Origin of the sequence: Nonomuraea turcica (assembly GCF_030718205.1) — a bacterium.
In the GTDB taxonomy this organism is placed as follows: Bacteria; Actinomycetota; Actinomycetes; order Streptosporangiales; family Streptosporangiaceae; genus Nonomuraea.
The window spans coordinates 174,318-192,654 of the sequence record NZ_JAUZQF010000013.1; the positions used below are offsets into that span (position 1 = coordinate 174,318).

Sequence of the window (18,337 nt, forward strand, 5' to 3'; positions counted from 1 at the left end):
CCACGCGTTCAGGGTGGGCTCCCGCCAGCCCACTTGGTAATAGGGCAAGGGGTGGGTGCTTTCCGGGGGTCGAAGGGGGCGGAGCCCCCTGGGAGGCGCTGTCTGGAATCCCGTGCGCGAAGCGCCCCCCGTGGAAGGCCTTGCAGTCACCCCTTGATGGCCCCCACGATCACGCCCTTGGTGAAGTGGCGTTGGACGAAGGGGTAGATGATCAAGGCGGGTATGACGGCGATCACGACGATCGCCATCTTGATCGCCAGGGTCGGGGGTGCGTCGCCCGTCACCCCCGCCGTGGCCGCCGGCAGCGGGTTCGAGTCCACCACGTACTGGCGCAGGATCAACGCCAGGGGCCATTTACGGGTGTCGTCGATGTACAGCATCGCATTGAACCAGGCGTTCCAGTAGCCCACCGCGTAGAACATCGCCACGACGGCCGTGACCGCCTTCGACATGGGCAACACGATGCGCCACAGGATGCGGAACTCCCCGGCCCCGTCGATGCGGGCGCTGTCCGACACCTCCCCGGGGATGTTCATGAAGAACGAGCGCAGCACGACCACGTTGAAGGCGGAGACGGCGGTCGGGAGGATCAGCGACCAGTAGCTGTCCTTCAGGCCGAGGCCGCTGACCATCAGGTAGACGGGGATGATGCCGGGGAAGAAGACGAACATCAGCAGGATGCTGAACAGCAGCGGGCGGTGCAGGAACGAGCCGGGGCGCGACAGCGAGTACGCCCCCAGGATGCTCACCGCGGTACTGATCAGCGTCCCCACAAGGGTCACTCCAGTGCTGACCAGCACGGCCCTGCTGACCACGGTGTCGGAGAAGATCTGCCGGTACGCCTCGAACGTGATCCCCTCCGGCACCAGCACCAGCCCGCCGGCGCGGTTGACGGTGGCGGCCGAGCTGAGGCTGGTCAGGACGATCGTGTAGAGGGGGCCGAGCACGGCCAGGACGATCACGGTCACCAGCGTGCCCTTGCCCGCCTGGCCGACCGGCGAACGCCGCTCCTCCCAGGGGGCCAGCTTCGACGGTTTCCTGGACGTCAGAGCTGTCATGATCGCGAATACACCCCTCGCTCGCCCATCGCGTGCGCGACCCGGTTGGCCGCCACGATCAGCAGCAGCCCGACCAGGCCTTTGAACAAACCGGCCGCCGCCCCGTATCCGAGGTCACCGGTACGCAGGCCGGACCAGTAGACGAACGTGTCGAACACCTCGGACACCTCGCTGCCGACGGCGCTGCGTTGCAACATGAACTGCTCGAACCCGACGTTCAGCGCATCGCCCAGGCGCAGGATCAGCAGCAGCACGATCACCGGACGCAGCCCGGGTAGCGTGATGTGCCACATGCGCCGCCACCTGCGGGCACCGTCCACGGCGGCGGCCTCGTACAGGTTGGGGTCGATGGTGCTCAGCGCGGCCAGGAAGATGATCGCGCCCCAGCCGGCATCCTTCCAGATGGTCTGGCTGGTGATGAGCAGGATGAACGTGTCGGAGTTCGTCATCCAGTCGACGCCCTCGTAACCGCGCTCGCGCAGCAGCTGCGCGAGCAGGCCCGCCCCGCCGAACATCTGCTGGAAGATGGCCACGACCAGCACCCAGGAGAAGAAGAACGGCATGTAGACCACGCCCTGCACGAACGCCCTCAGCTTGGCCGAGACGATGCTGTTGAGCAGGAGCGCCAGCATGATCGGCACGGGGAAGTAGAAGACGAGCTGGAAGGCCGTGATCGACAGCGTGTTCAGCATCGCGCGCAGGAACTGGGGGTCCTGGAAGAGCAGCGCGAAGTTGGTGAAGCCGATGATCGGGCTGCCGGTGATGCCGCCGGTGTAGGGGTTGTAGTCCTGGAAGGCGATGACGTTGCCGAGCGCCGGGATCCACCAGAAGGCGAGGACCACGAGGAGCATCGGCAGGTTCATCACCAGCAGCGGCCAGTCCCTGCGGAGTTTGGCGCGCCAGCTGATCTTCATCGGTTCGGTGGTGGCCGGGCCGCTCCTGACCGGCCGCTTGGCCGTCACCACCCCCATGTCGTGCTCCTCACAGCCTGCCGTTCTCCCGCGCGACCTTCATGTAGAACTCGCGTGCCTCGTTGCCGCCGCCGTCCTGCCACTCCTTGACGATCTTCGCCCACTCGGAGACGGGCCGCTTGCCGCGGAAGATCTCCTGCATCTTGTCCTCTGTGGGCTGCGCCAGGCCGGCCATCTTGGAGGGCACCTCCACGCGGATCCCGACGAACGGGTCGTTCTCCAGGAGCTTCGCGGCCTGCGTCTGCCAGTCGTACAGGGCCTGGACGAGGCCTTTGTACTGGCCCTTCTCGTTCGCCGGCGGCCGGCCGGACAGGAACATGTACGTGGGCGCGACCTCCTTGCGGCCCAGCGCGGTCTGCTCGACCTTGCCGTCCTTGACGTTGTAGTGCTTGCCCTCGACGCCGTTGTTGACCAGCTCGTACTCCTGCGTGCCGTAAGGTGCTGAGGTCCAGTTGGACAGCGCGAGCAGCTCGCGGGTGCGGGCGTCGCCCAGACCCTTCTTGATGAAGACGAACATGCCGGCGGGCTCGTTTCGCCACATGATCGTCTTACCGCCGGGCTTGGCCGGGTAGGGGACGACGGCCTGCATGTCGAACTTGGGATTGTCAGCCTGGAAGCGGCCGAGGTTCTCGTGCCAGGCGCCGAGACCGTCCCGGTAGATGATCATCTGGCCGCTGCCGAAGGGGCCCTTCATGTCGGCGTCCTTGTTGGCCACGAGGTCGGGATGCATGTAGCCGGCCTCGAAGAGCTTGACCATGAACTCGATCGAGGCGGCAAATTCGGCGGTCTCGTACTTGTACTCGAGCGTGCCGTCGCTCTTCTTGCGCCACTCGCGCGGCGCGCCGAAGGCCCGCTGCATCTCCTGCTCCATGCCGCCGCCGAAGGCCCAGCGCTTCTTCTTCGCGTCCGTGATGGCCTTGCCGAGCACCAGCAGGTCGTCGCCGCTGGTGGGGTGCTGCAGGCTGAGCTCCTCCATGATGTCCTGGCGGACGAAGGTGGCGAACGGGAACGGCTCGTTCTGCCAGGGGATGCCCTGCAGGATGCCGCCGAAGACGCCGTACTGCCAGGCGGCGGTGTCGTAGTTGGCCAGCAAGGGGAACTCCTTGGCCTTGTCCCCGGCCAGGTAGGGCCCCAGATCGGCGAAGAGCTTGTTGGCCGCCTCGGTGAAACGGGCGATCTTTATGAGCTCCCAGCCCGGCACCATGACCATCTCGGGCACGTCGCCGCTGGCCAGGGTGGTGCTGAGCTTCTCGTGGTAGGTGTTGCCGTCCGAGATGTTGAAGCGGACGGTGCCGCCCAGGCGCTCGTTCATGTACTCGTAGTAGGAGTTGTCGCCCAGCCCGGGCGGCACGGTCCCCCACAGCGGCGTCATCGCGGTCACTTCCTTGCCGCTGGTCAGCGGCTTGGTGGTGACGGCCTGCACCATGTTGGCCGGGCGGGTCAGGAAGCCGGGGGCGACGAACTCGCTGCCGGGCAGGTCCGGCTTGAGCCCGGGGATCTCGAATGGGATCCGCGTCGGCACCAGGCTCTTGAGCTTGTCGGCCGCCACGGCGGTGCCCTTGGAGACCGATTTCTTCTCGGCGCAGCCCGCCACCAGAACGCTTGCGCCTACCAGGCCGAGGAACCCGCGGCGAGTCGTGTTGGTCGCCATGGATCTCTCCCTTCTCCGAGTGGGGGATGGCCTACTAAAAATTAGTTGGTATTGCGACCAAACAAATTAGTAGAGTGTTGTCCTGACCACAAGGGATCGCTACGGTCACAGGTTGGTGAAGGAGGCCCGGGAATGCGGCATGCTGGGGTCGTCTCTTGGCGGGAACGGGGCTGATATTGATCACTTCTACGACCGGCCCGCAGCCGGCCGACTTCGCCGACGTACGGGCCACCAACCTAGCGGTCGTGCTGCGGTTCGTCCGCGAGCACGCCCCCTGCTCGCGTGCCGACATAGCGGCCTCCACCGGCCTCAACAAGGCCACCGTGTCGAGCTTGGTCGCCGACCTCATCGACCGTCGGCTGGTCCGTGAGACCGGCCTGACGGAAAACCGCGTGGGCAGGCCGGCCACGATGCTCGTCCTGGACGGCTCGCCGTACGCCGCTATCGGGGTCGAGATCAACGTCGACCACGTGTCGGCAGTGGCCACCGACCTCGCCGGGGAGCGGCTGCTGACCTGGCGGCGCTCGTTCTCGGCCGGCGACTCGGTCAACCAGGGCGTGGCCAGCGTCGGGGCGATCATCCGGCGGGTGGTCAACCGCATGGCCAAGGAGGAGCGCCAAGTGCTCGGCCTGGCCGTGGCCGTGCCGGGGCTGGTCGACGTGCAGGGCACCGTACGCCTGGCGCCCAACCTCGGCTGGAGGGACGCCGACATCGGCGGCGACCTGGCCAAGGCGCTGCGCGATCCCGGCTTCCCCATCCAGGTGGACAACGACGCCAACCTCGCGGCCCTGGCCGAGCAGCGTTGGGGCGCCCACGCCGGCGCCTCCGACCTGGTCTACCTGACCGGCGAGATCGGTGTGGGCGCGGGCATCATCCTCGACGGGCGGCTGCGCCGCGGTGGCCTCGGCTACAGCGGCGAGATCGGCCACGTGCAGCTCGACCCTGAGGGTCCCGAGTGCCATTGCGGGCGGCGCGGCTGCCTGGAGGCCATGGCGGGGATCGGCGCCGTGCTGCGTAAGATTCCCTCACCGGCCGAGATCCAGATCGAGATCGAGGAGTCGGTACGCCTGGCCCGCACCGGTGATCCCGGCACCCTGGCCGCGCTGGATTCGGTCGGCCGGAGCCTGGGCCGAGGTGTGTCCATTCTGGCCAACCTGCTCAACCCTGAGGTGGTGATCCTCGGTGGTTACTACGTGCCGCTCGCGCCCTGGTTGTTGCCGGCCGTTCACGAGGAGCTGAGCGACCGCGTCATCGCCGCCGAAGCCGGGGGATGCCAGGTCGTGGCCTCGACGCTGGACCACGACGCGGCCGCGCTCGGTGGCGCGGCAAGGGTCCTGGATTCCATAGATTCGGGAAGATTGCCCGGGGGATTGTCGCGAATCCCTTGACCTCGGTCACCGGGAAGTGCACCCTTCAGTCAACCCACCGAAATGTCCGCGTAACTTCCCCAGGCCGGTCGTCGAAGCGCTTCGACACTCTCAGAGGGATGACCATGCACGAACCCCCCTTCCGCGACCCGTCGGTCCCCCTGGCCGATCGGATCGACGACCTGGTGCGCAGGCTCACGCTCGAGGAGAAGGTCGGGCTGCTGCACCAGTACCAGGCGCCGGTCGAGCGGCTGGGCCTCGGCGCGTTCCGCACCGGCACCGAGGCGCTGCACGGCCTGGCCTGGCTGGGCCCGGCCACCGTGTTCCCCCAGGCCGTCGGGCTGGCCTCGACCTGGGACCTCGATCTCGTGAGACGAGTCGGCGAGGCCACGAGTGACGAGGTGCTGGCCTTCCACCACAAGGATCCGGCCGGGGCGGGGCTCAACGTGTGGGCGCCCGTGGTCAACCCGCTGCGTGACCCGCGCTGGGGGCGCAACGAGGAGGGTTACTCCGAAGATCCGTGGCTGACCGGCGTCATGGCGACCGCCTATGCGCTCGGACTGCGTGGGAGCGCTCCCGGAATGCTCAAGACTGCCCCCACGCTCAAACACTTCCTCGCCTACAACAACGAGACCGACCGCTGCACGACCTCGAGCAGCATGCCGCCGCGGGTGCTGCACGAGTATGAGCTGCCCGCGTTCCGGCCGGCCATCGAGCAGGGCGCGGCCGTGGCCGTCATGCCCTCCTACAACCTGGTCAACGGCCGCCCGGCGCACCTCAGCCCGCTGATCAACAGTGTGCTGCGGGAGTGGGCGCCGGATGAGCTGCTGGTCGTCAGCGACGCGTACGCGCCGGGCAACCTCACCTCGCTGCAGGCCTACCACGACACGCTGCCGGAGGCGTACGCGCACGCGGTCAAGGCCGGGCTGGACAGCTTCACCCAGGACGACGACCGCAGCCAGGCCACGCTCGGGCATCTCCGGGAGGCGTTGGAGCAGGGCCTGCTGGCCGAGGAGGACGTCGACGCGGCCGTGCGGCACGCGTTGTCGATCCGGCTCAGGCTCGGCGAGTTTGACCCGGCGACGCCGTACGACGACATCACCGACAGCGTGGTCAACTGCCCCGAGCACCAGGCTCTGGCCAGGGAGGCGGCGCGGCGCTCGTTCGTGTTGCTGAAGAACGACGGCCTGCTGCCGCTGGCGGACGTGACCAGGATCGCGGTGATCGGGCAGCTCGGCGACACGCTCATGGAGGACTGGTACAGCGGCACTCTGCCCTACGCCGTGACCGCCCGCGCCGGGCTGGCCGAGCGGTGCGAGACGATCTTCTGCGAGGCCGTGGACCGGGTGACGCTGACCGCCGACGCCGGCCCGGTCGTCGCCGACCCCGCCGGCGGGCCGCTGCAGATCAAGGCTGCCGAGGCCGGCTTGTTCGACCTGTTCGACTGGGGCGGCGGCGCGTACGCGCTGCGCTCCGTGACGACCGGCCGGTTCGTGTCCGTGGAGGCCGGCACGCTGGTGAACGACCAGCCGGGACCGAACGGGTGGGAGGTGCGCGAGACCTTCCGGACGGAGGAGCGGCCCCGCGGCACGCTCGCGCTGCGCCATATCTCGACCGGCTGCTACGTCGGCGCGGGCGAGGACGGGGTGCTGCGCCTGGTCGACGATGCCGACCAGGCCGTGTGGCTGGCCATGGAGGTGGTCAGGAGCGGCACCGAGCAGGCCGCCCGGCTCGCCGCGGACGCCGACGTGGCGGTCGTGGTGGTCGGCGACCACCCGCTGGTGAACGGCCGTGAGACCGAGGACCGCATGACGCTGGCCCTCGCCTCCGCCCAGGACGCCGTGATCGCCGCCGTGCGCAAGGCCAATCCCCGTACCGTCCTGGTCATCACCAGCGGCTACCCGCTCACGTGGACCGACGACGAGGTCCCCGCCGTGCTCTGGTCGGCCCACGGCGGTCAGGAGTACGGTCACGCCCTGGCCGAGGTGCTGTTCGGCGACGCCGACCCGGAGGGCCGGCTCACCCAGACGTGGTACCGCTCCGAGCAGGAGCTCCCCGACCTGCTCGACTACGACATCATCGCCTCGGACGCCACATACCTGTACTTCCGCGGCACCCCGCTGCACCCCTTCGGCCACGGCCTCAGCTACACCACCTTCGAGTACGCAGACCTGCGCGTGCGGATCGCGGACGGCGTGCTCACCGCCAAGGTCACGGTGACGAACACGGGGGACCGGCCGGGTGTCGAGGTCGTCCAGTTCTACACCCACCAGCAGCGCTCCCGCGTCAAGCAGCCGCTGCGCCGCCTGCGCGGCTTCGAGAAGGCCCGCCTCGCGCCCGGCGAGAGCCGCACCGTCACCCTCACCCTGCCGGTGCCGGAGCTGGCCTTCTGGGACGTGACCAGGGACAGGTTCGTGGTGGAGAGCGCGCCGCACCAGCTCATGGTCGGCCGCAGCGCCACCGACCTGCGCCTGAGCGCCCGCTTCGAGGTCGAAGGGGAGATCATCCCGCCCCAGTCCGGGGTGTTGCGCGCGGCCGGCCACGACGAGTACGACGCGATCACGTTCGTGGACGAGACCAAAGCGGACGGCGACGCGGTGCGCTCGGACGCGGAAGGCGCCTGGATCCTGTTCAGGCAGGTGGACCTGACCGGCGCCACGGCCTGCGTGGCCACGGCCGGCAGCGCCGAAGGAGGCATGATCACCATCCGCCGCGGCGACCCCCTCTACGGCCAGGCCGTGGCGACCTTCCCGGTGCCCAGGACGGACCGGTACGACTATCACGCCATCACGGCACCCCTTGCCGCCGCCGACGGGGTGCACGATCTTTATGTGGTGTTCGAGAACGACAGTGTGACGCTGGTCCAGCTCGACTTCGGAGCCGGGGCTTGAGCCGGCGCACGGTCACGATCTCCGAGGTCGCCAAGCACGCGGGCGTGGCCGTCAGCACGGTCTCGTATGTGCTCAGCGGCAAGCGGACGATCTCGGCCGACACCAGGCGGCGGGTGCTCGACAGCATCAGCGCGCTCGGCTACCACCCCAATGCCGGCGCCCGGGCCCTGGCCAGCAAGCGCTCCAACGTGATCGCGTTGGTGCTGCCGCTGCGGGCGGGCATGCACGTGCCCGTGCTGATGCGCTTCGCCAGCGCCGTCGTCACGGCCGCCCGCCGCTTCGACCACGACGTGCTGCTGCTGACCGCCGACGAGGGCACCGCAGGCATCCGCCGGGTGGCCGCGAGCGCGCTGGTGGACGCCCTGGTCCTCATGGACGTGGAGCTGGACGACCGCCGGGTGCCACTGCTGCGCGAGCTGGCCGAGCCGAGCGTGCTCATCGGCTTCCCCGCCCAGCCGGCCGGGCTGACCTGCGTCGACCTCGACTTCGCGGCCGCCGGGATCCGCTGCGTGGAGCATCTGGCCGAGCGCGGGCACGAGGAGATCGCCCTGCTCGGAGCGCCTTCCGTGGTGTACGACCGGGGCACGGGCTTCGCCACCCGCACCCGCGAGGGCTTCGAGGCCGCCATGGCCGACCATGGGCTCAAGGGGGTGGCGCTGCCCTGCGAGGAGACGTTCGACGAGGTCTACGAGACCGTACGCGACCTGCTCCTCGACCGTCCGAGCCTGTCCGGCCTGGTCGTGCACAACGAGGCCGCGGTCGGGCACGTGCTGGCGGCGCTGCGCCAGCTGGAGCGGCGGGTGCCGCACGACGTGGCCGTGGTGGCGATCTGCCCCGACGACGTGGCCGAGCGGGCCAGCCCGCCCCTGACCTCGGTGCTGATCCCGGCCGAAGAGGTCGGCAGGGAGGCGGTCCGCCTGGTCATGGACAAGCTGGAGGGCCGTACGGTGCCTGAGTCCACCCTCCTCGCCCCGCTGCTGGCCATCCGCAGCAGCACCTGACGGCCCTACAGAGCCCGTACGGCGATGCCGGGATAGTCCAGGACGAAACCGGCCTCGTCGTAGACGAGGCGGCAGGAGAAGCCGTCGGCCGGCGAGACGTAGTCGTAGCTGTCGCCGTCGACCCGGACGTACTGCTGTTCCAGCCGCTCGACGGCCAGGTCCAGGGAACGGACGTAGGCGGCGGGGGCTTCGGAACCCCCGCCGACGGCCAGGCGCATGCGGTGCACGGGGAACGCGTTGGTCATCGCCGACGACTCCAGGTCGACGTCGAGACAGCCGTCCAGGTGCGGGGCGGGGACGCCGTCGACCAGCCAATGGCCGTCCCCGTCACCCTCCAGCGTGGTGCGCCGGGACCCGGTGACCCACCGTCCCGTGACCTCGGCGCGTCTCGTGATCCACCGCGAGTCGACGTCGATGGCGTAGCTGACGATCCAGGTCCGGCCCGCTTCGACGCCCGTCGTACAACCCTCGATGCGATGCCAGTCGCCCAGCGGGCGGAAGTAGACCACCTCGAAGCCCGTTTGTACGTCGGCGTGCCGCCAGGCGGCGGTCTTCGGCGGAGGTGCGAAGGTCACTCCACCGATCCTGCCCGGGCGGCGGGTGTCTCATGCTCTCCGTCTGGCACGGTAGGCGCTGGCTTTGGCGCGGTTCTGGCAGGACAGGTCGCAGAAGCGGCGGGAAGCGTTGCGCGTGGTGTCGAAGAAGACCAGAGCACACTTGTCGGCCTGGCAGGCGCCGAGGCGGACGGACTGGCCGACGCCGATGACCATGGCCAACGCCGTGCCCATGTCCGCGGCCCAGGCGTCCACCAGACCCGCATCCGCCCGGTGGAAGGCCAGCACCGGGCGCCGGTCAGGATGGCCGTGCAGGTTGGCGACGGCCTTGTGGCGGATCAGGAGATCGTTGAGCTGCTCCACAACGGCGAGGATGCGATCGCCCGCGCCGAAGATCGGGCGTAGCTGCCCGGCGACTTCCGCCAACCGGTCGGCGTCGGCGGCCGTGAGCGCGCTGGGCGGGCGACCGGCCGCGGCCAGCTCGGCGATGATCGCAGCGCGCCGTTGCTCCCCGGACTGCGGCGGCGTGACGGGCCTGCCATGTGCCGTGGTGACGGCCAGACAGTTCACCAGGAGGACCGCCAGCTCGGCCCGCCCTCCGACATAACTGTCTATTTCCGGTTGACCAGTGATGCGCCATGGATCTATCGTCACTGGCATAGTTTATATAGACAGTGAGGTGTGTGATGAGTTTCGGACCGCTCGCCCGGCAGATGTGGCATCAGATCGAGCCGGTGCACGCGACGCTCTACTTCAGCCCTGAGGCCTTCGAGGAGGCGGCGGGACTCGGCTACGACATCACCTCGCGCTGGCCGAGCTACTTCGCCTGGCGCACGGCGCCGCTCGGCGCCGCCGGCTCGAGGCTGGCCGCCGCCACCTACTACAGTTTCAGCCCTGCGATGATCGCCGACCATGTGCCCGGCATCTGGGCCACCGCGACGCCCCGGCAGGTGCTCGACGCCCGCCTGCGCGCGATGGACCGGACGATCCACGCGTTGCCCGGCGAGCTGACCGACCTGAAAGAGGCGACTGAGCTGGCCGTCAGGGCCGCGGAGAGCATCCAAGTGGCCCATCGGCCGCTGGCCGCGGCCAATCTCGACCTGCCCTGGCCGGACGAGCCGCATCTGGCCCTGTGGCAGGCGTACACGGTGCTGCGCGAACATCGCGGCGACGGACACCTGACCGCGCTGCAGGCCGCCGGCCTGGACGCCTGCGAGGCGCTGGTCTCCTTCGCCTCCGTCGGGGCCGCGCCGGTCGCCAACTTCGCCGGACGGGGCTGGAGCCCCGAGGAATGGGAGGCCGCACGGGAACGGCTCGCCGGTCGCGGCCTCATCGATGCCGAAGGATCGGCCACCGCGGCCGGGCAGGCCCTGCGCGACCAGGTCGAGCGGCTCACCGACGACCTGGCCGCCGAGCCGTGGCGAGCCCTCGGCGAGGCGGCGGCCGAACGCCTGGCCGAGCTCAACCGGCCACTGCTGGGCGCGGTCTTCGAGTCGGGCATGCTGCCGGCGACGAGCACTCTGGGCATCGGCAAGATACGGGTGCCCGCGTGAACCTCGAACGACTCGCCGGGCCGGAGGCACTCGCCCACACCGCACAACTGGTCGACATCTACCGCGCCGCGTTCAGCGGCCCCCCTTGGTATGAGGACGGGTACGGCGCAGCCGCCTTCGCCGAGCGCCTGACCGCGGACGTACGCCGCCCCGGCTTCGCGGCGGTTCTGGCAGGCCACGACGGTGAGCCCGCGGGACTCGGCACGGCATGGCCGACCCAGAGCCCCTTTCCTACGGGTCGCGCCTACGATCGGGTGCGCGCGGAACTCGGCGACGAGGTCGAAACGCGCCTGGTCGGAACACTGGAGGTCGACGAGTTGGCGGTGAGCCCGCACGCACGCGGCCACGGACTGGCGGGACGCATCCTCGACCTGCTGTGCGATGGCGCCGGCGCCTGCTGGCTGCTCACCGCCCCGGCGGCGGTCGATGCGATCAGACTCTACGAAAAGCTGGGCTGGCAGCGCCTGACCAGGCCGGAGGCCGGCATCGTGGTATTCACCCGCTCCACCTGATCAGGCCATTTCCGCGGTGATGGCCCAGCGCTCGTGGTCGCGCCACGCGCCGTCGATGAACTGGAAATTGGGGGAGTAGCCCTCGCGGTGGAACCCGACCCGCTTGATCAGGTTGAGCGAGGCGGTGTTGGACGGCTGGATATTCGCCTCTAGGCGGTGCAGCGCGAGCTCGCCGAAGGCGTATTGGACGAGCAGCCGCAGGCCCTCGGTCATGTAGCCGCGGCCGGCCGTGGCCGCGTAGGCGTTGTAACCGAGGGTGCCGGCTTGATGGGTGCCCCGGACGATGTTGTTGATGTTGGCCCGCCCGGCGATCGCGCCGGTGTCGAGACGGCAGATCAGGAACCCGTCGTGCGCGGGGCCGATGAAGCGCTCGATGTACGCGTCGAAGGCCTCAGGTGTGGTGATGGGCGGGCCGGGCATCCACGGTGCGAGGAACTCCGCGCTCTCCCTGTTCAGGGCCAGGAACTCGGAGCGGTCCCGCCGGGAGACGCGGCGGATGCCGACGTGGCTGCCGTGGGCCAGGTAGGTCATTCACGTGATCTTACGCCTGGCGAATTGCGCGGGTGATGGTCGGATTTCGCCGTGATTGCGATACTCGCTTCATGGATGAGGTGCTCCCCGCGACGCTGCAGCCCGTGCTCAGGGACCTCTACGCGACCTGCCGGGTACGCCCCACCGTCCGGTTCGCCGACGTGCGGAGTTGGGAGGAGCGGTTCCTTTGGTTGCACGCCCCGGACGGAAGCGGGCAGGGGATCCGCCTCCACGGCGATGGCGACGCCGCCTCCCAAACAGCGGACTTCGCTGATCAGGTCCAGGAGTGGGCGGTCGAAGCCCTGTGGCAGGAGGGTTTGCCGGCGGTGTGGCCGCACTGTCCGATGCATCCTGACACGCACCCGCTGAGCGCCGCGGTCGTCCAGGACAAGGCCGTGTGGTTGTGCCCCCACACCAAGAAGCTCATCGCCGCCATCGGGCGGCTACAGGAGCAGGAAGGCTGAGCAGCAAGAAGCGCTCCCCGCGGGACCTGTCGTCCCGGGGAGAGCGCTTCTGGAAATGCTTGCTTACCAGTCGCCGCCGAAGTCTCCGCCTCCGAAGTCTCCGCCGCCGCCGAAGTCGCCCCAGCCGCCGCCGTCGCCACCGCCGAAGTCTCCGGCTCCGGCGTCAGCGGCACCCTCGGCATAACCGGCGCCGTAGCCGCCCATGCCCCAGCCGCCGCTCAGCATGCTGCCCATCATGGTGCCGATGAACATGCCGGTCATGATGTCGCCGAAGCCGCCGTAGTAGCCGTACGCGTACGGCTGGTAGGCCGGGCCCGCGTCGTAGTAGGGCCGGCGCTGGCCGTCGACCATGACCTCGCGCATCTGCGGGTCGAAGCCGCGCTCCACGGCCTCGGCGTCCGCGCGGCAGGCGGGCACGTCGCGGACCGCGCCGCCGGGCGGGGCCCAGCGCACGTCACGGGCCGACGGGCCGTGCTGCGGGTTGAAGAAGCAGGGGGCGCGCCGCTCGGGGACCGGCTCGTCGTTGACCTTGGCCTTGACCACGGCGAGCGCGTAGCGGCCGTCCTCGAGGGTCTGGGTGACCTCGCGGACCTGGTCGACACGCTGGATGGTGGCCAGCTGGGTCTTGGCCTTCTCGTAGGAGTCGAGTGCCGTCTGCCACTCGTCGATGTGCTTGCCGCCCTCGCCGGAGAGGGCGACGTCGGCGTCGACGGCGGTGATCTCCTCGCCGAGCTTGGTGACGTCCTCGTCCACGGTCTGCTTGACCGCGGCCAGGTCCTTGGCCTCCTGGATGGCGCGCTTCTTCTTCTTGTTGCTGGAGTAGAGGAAGTAACCGCCACCGCCGACCAGGACCAGCACGCCCAGGCCGATCAGCGCGGCGGTGCCGCCGGCGCCCGGGTTGGCCTGGCTGCCGCTGTCGAGCGCCGTGCGCGTCTTGCCCGCGACGGCGGCGTCGACCCGGTTGGTGAAGTCCTTCATGCCATCGACGACGTCGGAGTTGGCGGTGACGGCGCGCTGCGCCAGCTCACCCGCGAGGCCGCTCTGGCGGATGGCGCTCGAGGCGGCGAACAACGTCTGGCCGTCGAGCACCGCGATGGTGGCGCGGGGCCGGCCCGCACCGGCCAGCGCGGTGTTGAGCGAGGTCATGAACGGTGCAATGGTGGAGTTGTCCACTGTGCCGTCGGGGAGTGCCACAGCATAGATTTTGCTGTCCGCCCCCTTCAGCGCGTCACTGATCTCACTCTGCTGGTCCGACGTCAAGGGCGAGCCGGACACCACGTATAGCGGGTTGTTCTTCCAGTTGGACACCACCGACTGAGCGTCAGGGGGAGCCGCCGCCGCGTTGGCGGCAGGGGACAGCGCAAGAACGACGATTAGACCGGTGATCAGAGCCGCGATCGCGGCCCCTGCTCGGCGCAGCGAATGGGTCATTGGCAGCAAGCCTCCTTCGCCCTTGAGGACGAATGGGCGGTCGGCAAAGTTCCTCACTGCGCACGTTACCCGCCGGAAAGCGCGGAGGCGCACACCCTCGACGAAGATCCTGGGGCCGCGAATTCTCTTACTCGCCCCATTGACATCGAGTAAACGTCATGCGCGATCCGCTACGAGTCCTTGATCTCGCAGATCACCGCGCCTGACGTCACGGTCTGGCCCACGGCAGCCGTGAGACCGGTGATCGTGCCGGACTTGTGCGCGGCCAGCGGCTGCTCCATCTTCATGGCTTCCAGCACCACGACCGTGTCGCCTTCGGTCACCGTGTCCCCGTCGGCGGCCACGACCTTGACGATCGTGCCCTGCATCGGGCTCACCAGCGAGTCGCCGCCCGCCGCCGGCTTCTTCGCCGTGCCGCCGCCGCGCCGGTGCGGCGCCTTGTTCGCCGCAGGCGTAGCGGTGGAGGTGCCGAGGCCCGCGGGCAGGACCACCTCCAGGCGTTTGCCGCCGACCTCCACCGTCACCGTCTCGCGCGATGGGGCCTCGGCCGCGGCCACGTCCTCCGCGTACGGCGGGATCGTGTTGTCCCACTCGGTCTCGATCCAGCGCGTGTGGATGGAGAACGGCGCCGAGGTGAAGGCCGGGTCGGTGACGACGGCCCGGTGGAACGGCAGCACCGTCGGCATTCCGGAGATCTCGAACTCGGCCAGCGCCCGCCGCGACCGCTCCAGCGCCTCCTGCCGGGTGCGCCCGGTCACGATCAGCTTGGCCACCAGCGAGTCGAAGGCGCCCGGCACCGTCTCACCCTGCTCGTAGCCGGTGTCCAGGCGCACGCCTGGACCGGAGGGGGCACGCCAGTCGGTGATGGTGCCGGGGGCGGGCAGGAAGCCCCGTCCCGCGTCCTCGGCGTTGATCCGGAACTCGAGGGAATGGCCGCGCAGGGCCGGGTCGTCGTAGCCCAGCGGCTCGCCGTCGGCGATGCGGAACATCTCCCGTACGAGGTCGATGCCGGAGACCTCCTCGGTCACCGGGTGCTCGACCTGCAGGCGGGTGTTGACCTCCAGGAAGGAGACCGTGCCGTCCTGGCCGACGAGGAACTCGCAGGTCCCTGCCCCGACATATCCGGCTTCGCGCAGGATGGCCTTGGAGCTGTCGCGCAGCAGCCGCTCCTGCTCGGCCGACAGGAACGGCGCGGGTGCCTCCTCGACCAGCTTCTGATGGCGGCGCTGCAGCGAGCAGTCGCGGGTGGAGACCACGACCACGGCGCCGTGCGCGTCGGCCAGGCACTGGGTCTCCACGTGCCGGGGCCGGTCCAGGTAGCGCTCCACGAAGCACTCGCCCCGGCCGAAGGCCGACACCGCCTCGCGCACCGCGCTGTCGTACAGGTCGGGGATCTCCTCCAGCGTCCTGGCGACCTTCAGCCCGCGCCCGCCGCCGCCGTACGCGGCCTTGATCGCGATCGGCAGCCCGTGCTCCTCGGCGAAGGCCACCACCTCGTCGACCCCGGACACCGGGTCCTTGGTGCCCGCGACCAGCGGCGCGCCGACCTTCTGCGCGATGTGCCTGGCCTGCACCTTGTCGCCGAGAGCGGCGATCGCGGCCGGCGGCGGTCCGATCCAGATCAGGCCCGCGTCCATGACGGCCTGAGCGAAGGCGGCGTTCTCGGCCAGGAATCCGTATCCGGGATGCACGGCGTCGGCACCGGAGCGGGCGGCCACGTCCAGCAGTTTGGCGATGTCGAGGTAGGTCTCCGCAGGGGACTGCCCGGCCAGTGCGTACGCCTCGTCGGCCACCCTGACGTGCAGTGCGTCGAGGTCCTGGTCGGCGTAGACGGCCACGCTCGCGATACCGGCGTCCTTGCACGCGCGGGCCACCCGTACGGCGATCTCGCCACGGTTGGCGATCAGAACCTTCCGCACCGATGTCCGTCCTTCCTGTGAGAGTCAGCGGCCCAGGTACGCGCCGCCATTGACATGGAGCACCTGCCCGGTGACGTGCCCTGCTCCCGCGGAGGCGAGGTACAGAACGGTATCCGCGACGTCGGACGGGGTGCCAGGGCGGCCGTTGCGCGTGTTCTCCACACGAGCTCTGATGCCCTGCTGCGTGAGGCGGCCGCGGAAGAACTCGGTGTCCAGCACCAGGCCGGGGGAGACGACGTTCGCGGTGATGCCCCTGGGGCCCAGCTCGGCGGCCACGTCGGCGGTCCAGGACTCGATGGCGGCTTTGGCGGCGCCGTACGAGCCGGAGCCGGTGCCCCTGGCGGCGATCGAGCCGAGCGAGACGATCCTGCCGCCGTCGTTCATCCGCGGCGCCAGCGCGGCCGTGACGAGCACGGCGGACATCAGGTTGGCGTTGAGGTTGGCCCACCACGCCTCGGCCACGTCCATCAGGTCATCCGACTGCCTGCGGTCCAGGTTGGTGTTGCCGCCGGCGTTGTTGACCAGCACGTCCACCTGCGGCGGCAGGCTGTCGAGCGCGTCCTTGACGGCGACGGGGCTCGCGGCGTCGAAGGCCGCGTAGGCCGCCCCCAGGCGTTCGGCGGCCTCCTTCAGCACATGCTCGCGGCGGCCGGTGATCGTGACGTGGTCGCCCAGCGAGGCGAACGCCGCGGCGATCGCGTATCCGATCCCGGTGCCGCCGCCGGTCACCACAACCTCGCGCATGTCCGGACTGCTCCCGTCAAATCAGAATCTTCCTCTGGAAGACCATAGCCGCTCGGTATAACCACGACGACGCCCGGTGCACCCCCTTTAGTGTGATGGCGCTTTCACACGGTCAGGAGGTATGCATGAGCCAGAGTATGCTCGGCGGCGATCCCGCAGAAATGCAGCAGATGGCGACCCAGTTCACGCAGCAGTCGGAGGCGGTCCGCACCACGATGACCGCGCTCGACCGTGAGGCCGCCAAGGTCGGCACGGCGTGGACGGGCCCCGGAGCCCAGCGTTTCCAGCAGGCCTGGCAGAACTACCGCACGGCCTTCCAGCGGATGACCGAGGAGCTACAGGAGGCCTCTCGCGTCATCGGCACCTACCGGCAGAACATCGAGTCTGCCACGAAATGAGCAACGGGACGGGGCCCTGGCGTCGCGCCGCTGGGGCTTCTTTCCGTTGAACCGGGCCAGCGACCGAATCGGGCAAGCTACGCTTTTTCGCCATGATTGGTCGCGCCTTCCTGGCGAGCCTCCTCGCCCTGCAGGTCCCGCTGGCGCCCGCGGCCGCCCGTGAGGCCTGCGATCCACCCCGGGGTGTCATGCAGAGCGGTGAGTCCTGGGCGCAGAAACGGCTCGACCCCAGACGGGTCTGGTCGCTGTCCACGGGCGCGGGCGTGCGCGTGGCGATCATCGACAGCGGCGTCGACCTGCAGCATCCGCAGATCCGCCTGGCGGGCAGGGCCGATCTCACCGGCACCGGCTACCGCGACTGCCTGGGGCACGGGACCGCGGTGGCGGGCATCATCGGCGCCCAGTACATGCAGGGCGTCCTCTTCTACGGCATGGCGCCGGGCGCGCGGCTGCTGTCGTACAAGCAGACGAACGCCGAGCGGTCCGACGGTCTCGACCTGCTGGTCAGGGCCATCAAGTCCGCCGCCGACCAGGGGTCCAAGGTCATCAACGTGTCGATCGCGACGAGCGACCAGCCCGCGCTCAAGGCGGCCGTGGAGTACGCGCTCGCCAAGGACGTGGTCATCGTGGCCGCCGCGGGCAACGTCAAGGACGAGGACGGCACCCCCTTGCCCGACTACCCGGCGTCCTACGAGGGCGTCCTGGCCGTGGGCGCGGCCGGGCCGAACGGCCTCCTGTCCGAATTCTCCAACCCCAAGTCGTCTGTCGCCGTGCTCGGCCCAGGCCAGGGTGTCACCTCGACCTGGCCGGGGGGCTCCTATTACAAGGACCTCAAGGGGACCAGCTACGCGGCCCCGTACGTGTCCGGGGTCGCGGCGCTCGTCCGTGCCCGCTTCCCCACCCTGGACCAGGCCCAGGTCCGGCAGCGCATCATCGCGACGGCCGACGGCGCCACCGGCGTGGGAAAGGGGGCCGGGATGGTCAACCCCATGCAGGCGGTCAGCGCGGTCCTTCCCTTCGAGCCCGCCGGCGCTCCCGTGGTCGCCCCGCCACCGGCCAGCCCGCTCCCGCCGGGCACCGTGGCCAAGGCGCCGCCCGTGGACCGGGACGCGATCGACCTCGCCCTGATCATCGCCGGGTCGGCGCTGGGGCTGGCGCTGCTCGTGGCGGTCGCCCGCGTCATGATCCCCATGGGGCGCCGCAGGGGATGGCGGCCCGGGCAGGCGGAGTGACCGGCCTCACAGCGTCTGCAAGGAAACGGGACTGTGAATTGTCGGATAGATCAGTAAACC

At 69.7% G+C, this 18,337-nt stretch carries 17 protein-coding genes; 8 read left to right on the top strand and 9 right to left on the bottom strand.

The features are described from left to right. Window positions 1-146: 146 nt before the first annotated feature. Genes Q9G87_RS31850 through Q9G87_RS31860 form a run of 3 tightly spaced genes read right to left on the bottom strand, consistent with a single transcriptional unit; the run spans window position 147 to window position 3,680 of the window. Window positions 147-1,058: a carbohydrate ABC transporter permease gene (locus tag Q9G87_RS31850; RefSeq protein WP_305920219.1), complete on the bottom strand. Its 912-nt coding sequence runs from the start codon at window positions 1,056-1,058 to the stop codon at window positions 147-149. Then, window positions 1,055-2,029 (bottom strand): ABC transporter permease, encoded by a 975-nt coding sequence (locus Q9G87_RS31855; protein WP_305920220.1) that lies wholly within the window; start codon window positions 2,027-2,029, stop codon window positions 1,055-1,057. The genes Q9G87_RS31850 and Q9G87_RS31855 overlap by 4 nt, the downstream gene beginning before the upstream one ends. 10 nt (window positions 2,030-2,039) lie before the next feature. Beyond that, the gene (locus Q9G87_RS31860; protein WP_305920221.1) at window positions 2,040-3,680 is read right to left on the bottom strand and encodes an extracellular solute-binding protein; all 1,641 of its coding nucleotides are present in this window, start codon (window positions 3,678-3,680) and stop codon (window positions 2,040-2,042) included. Between the two features lie 176 nt (window positions 3,681-3,856). Here Q9G87_RS31860 and Q9G87_RS31865 point away from each other — a divergent pair, with 176 nt between their 5' ends. The 3 genes from Q9G87_RS31865 (at window position 3,857) to Q9G87_RS31875 (ending at window position 8,939) form a co-directional block, all read left to right on the top strand. Continuing rightward, window positions 3,857-5,068, top strand: coding sequence for an ROK family transcriptional regulator (locus Q9G87_RS31865; protein WP_305920222.1), 1,212 nt, complete (start codon window positions 3,857-3,859; stop codon window positions 5,066-5,068). A 98-nt stretch (window positions 5,069-5,166) separates the two neighbouring features. Then, window positions 5,167-7,938 (top strand): glycoside hydrolase family 3 protein, encoded by a 2,772-nt coding sequence (locus Q9G87_RS31870; protein ID WP_305920223.1) that lies wholly within the window; start codon window positions 5,167-5,169, stop codon window positions 7,936-7,938. Continuing rightward, a complete protein-coding gene (locus Q9G87_RS31875) occupies window positions 7,935-8,939 on the top strand; it encodes a LacI family DNA-binding transcriptional regulator (RefSeq protein ID WP_305920224.1) in 1,005 nt (334 codons plus the stop codon). Before Q9G87_RS31870 ends, Q9G87_RS31875 begins: the two co-directional genes overlap by 4 nt. Before the next feature lie 5 nt (window positions 8,940-8,944). Here Q9G87_RS31875 and Q9G87_RS31880 read toward each other — a convergent pair whose 3' ends face one another. After that, entirely contained in the window at window positions 8,945-9,514 is a 570-nt protein-coding gene (locus Q9G87_RS31880) for a putative glycolipid-binding domain-containing protein (RefSeq protein WP_305920225.1), read from the bottom strand. A 30-nt stretch (window positions 9,515-9,544) separates the two neighbouring features. Then, window positions 9,545-10,147 (bottom strand): CGNR zinc finger domain-containing protein, encoded by a 603-nt coding sequence (locus Q9G87_RS31885; RefSeq protein WP_305920226.1) that lies wholly within the window; start codon window positions 10,145-10,147, stop codon window positions 9,545-9,547. 32 nt (window positions 10,148-10,179) lie between these two features. Here Q9G87_RS31885 and Q9G87_RS31890 point away from each other — a divergent pair, with 32 nt between their 5' ends. After that, window positions 10,180-11,046 (top strand): SCO6745 family protein, encoded by an 867-nt coding sequence (locus tag Q9G87_RS31890; protein ID WP_305920227.1) that lies wholly within the window; start codon window positions 10,180-10,182, stop codon window positions 11,044-11,046. Then, window positions 11,043-11,558 (top strand): GNAT family N-acetyltransferase, encoded by a 516-nt coding sequence (locus Q9G87_RS31895; protein ID WP_305920228.1) that lies wholly within the window; start codon window positions 11,043-11,045, stop codon window positions 11,556-11,558. The genes Q9G87_RS31890 and Q9G87_RS31895 overlap by 4 nt, the downstream gene beginning before the upstream one ends. Here the strand turns inward: Q9G87_RS31895 and Q9G87_RS31900 are convergent, their stop codons facing one another. Continuing rightward, window positions 11,559-12,089, bottom strand: coding sequence for a GNAT family N-acetyltransferase (locus Q9G87_RS31900; protein ID WP_305920229.1), 531 nt, complete (start codon window positions 12,087-12,089; stop codon window positions 11,559-11,561). A gap of 71 nt (window positions 12,090-12,160) precedes the next feature. On the opposite strand from Q9G87_RS31900, the gene Q9G87_RS31905 reads away from it, so the two are divergent. Next, complete coding sequence (locus Q9G87_RS31905; protein ID WP_305920230.1) at window positions 12,161-12,553, top strand: hypothetical protein; 393 nt, start codon at window positions 12,161-12,163, stop codon at window positions 12,551-12,553. A gap of 63 nt (window positions 12,554-12,616) precedes the next feature. Here Q9G87_RS31905 and Q9G87_RS31910 read toward each other — a convergent pair whose 3' ends face one another. The 3 genes from Q9G87_RS31910 to Q9G87_RS31920 form a co-directional block, all read right to left on the bottom strand. Continuing rightward, complete coding sequence (locus Q9G87_RS31910) at window positions 12,617-13,984, bottom strand: hypothetical protein (protein ID WP_305920231.1); 1,368 nt, start codon at window positions 13,982-13,984, stop codon at window positions 12,617-12,619. 170 nt (window positions 13,985-14,154) lie between these two features. After that, entirely contained in the window at window positions 14,155-15,903 is a 1,749-nt protein-coding gene (locus Q9G87_RS31915; RefSeq protein ID WP_305920232.1) for an acetyl/propionyl/methylcrotonyl-CoA carboxylase subunit alpha, read from the bottom strand. 24 nt (window positions 15,904-15,927) lie between these two features. Then, window positions 15,928-16,647 (bottom strand): SDR family NAD(P)-dependent oxidoreductase, encoded by a 720-nt coding sequence (locus Q9G87_RS31920; RefSeq protein ID WP_305920233.1) that lies wholly within the window; start codon window positions 16,645-16,647, stop codon window positions 15,928-15,930. A 125-nt stretch (window positions 16,648-16,772) separates the two neighbouring features. Between Q9G87_RS31920 and Q9G87_RS31925 the strand changes: the two genes are divergently transcribed. Beyond that, the gene (locus Q9G87_RS31925) at window positions 16,773-17,045 is read left to right on the top strand and encodes a WXG100 family type VII secretion target (protein WP_305920234.1); all 273 of its coding nucleotides are present in this window, start codon (window positions 16,773-16,775) and stop codon (window positions 17,043-17,045) included. Window positions 17,046-17,137: 92 nt separating this feature from the next. Beyond that, window positions 17,138-18,277 carry a S8 family serine peptidase gene (locus Q9G87_RS31930; protein ID WP_305920235.1) on the top strand — a complete coding sequence of 380 codons (1,140 nt, stop codon included), beginning with the start codon at window positions 17,138-17,140 and terminating at the stop codon, window positions 18,275-18,277. Window positions 18,278-18,337 lie beyond the last annotated feature (60 nt).

What these genes read in the sequence shown, in the direction of transcription:
- Q9G87_RS31850 (WP_305920219.1), bottom strand. Translation starts at nt 1,058, where the DNA reads ATGACAGCTCTGACGTCCAGGAAACCGTCGAAGCTGGCCCCCTGGGAG.
- Q9G87_RS31855 (WP_305920220.1), bottom strand. Translation starts at nt 2,029, where the DNA reads ATGGGGGTGGTGACGGCCAAGCGGCCGGTCAGGAGCGGCCCGGCCACC.
- Q9G87_RS31860 (WP_305920221.1), bottom strand. Translation starts at nt 3,680, where the DNA reads ATGGCGACCAACACGACTCGCCGCGGGTTCCTCGGCCTGGTAGGCGCA.
- Q9G87_RS31870 (WP_305920223.1), top strand. Translation starts at nt 5,167, where the DNA reads ATGACCATGCACGAACCCCCCTTCCGCGACCCGTCGGTCCCCCTGGCC.
- Q9G87_RS31890 (WP_305920227.1), top strand. Translation starts at nt 10,180, where the DNA reads ATGAGTTTCGGACCGCTCGCCCGGCAGATGTGGCATCAGATCGAGCCG.
- Q9G87_RS31900 (WP_305920229.1), bottom strand. Translation starts at nt 12,089, where the DNA reads ATGACCTACCTGGCCCACGGCAGCCACGTCGGCATCCGCCGCGTCTCC.
- Q9G87_RS31905 (WP_305920230.1), top strand. Translation starts at nt 12,161, where the DNA reads ATGGATGAGGTGCTCCCCGCGACGCTGCAGCCCGTGCTCAGGGACCTC.
- Q9G87_RS31910 (WP_305920231.1), bottom strand. Translation starts at nt 13,984, where the DNA reads ATGACCCATTCGCTGCGCCGAGCAGGGGCCGCGATCGCGGCTCTGATC.
- Q9G87_RS31920 (WP_305920233.1), bottom strand. Translation starts at nt 16,647, where the DNA reads ATGCGCGAGGTTGTGGTGACCGGCGGCGGCACCGGGATCGGATACGCG.
- Q9G87_RS31925 (WP_305920234.1), top strand. Translation starts at nt 16,773, where the DNA reads ATGAGCCAGAGTATGCTCGGCGGCGATCCCGCAGAAATGCAGCAGATG.
- Q9G87_RS31930 (WP_305920235.1), top strand. Translation starts at nt 17,138, where the DNA reads ATGATTGGTCGCGCCTTCCTGGCGAGCCTCCTCGCCCTGCAGGTCCCG.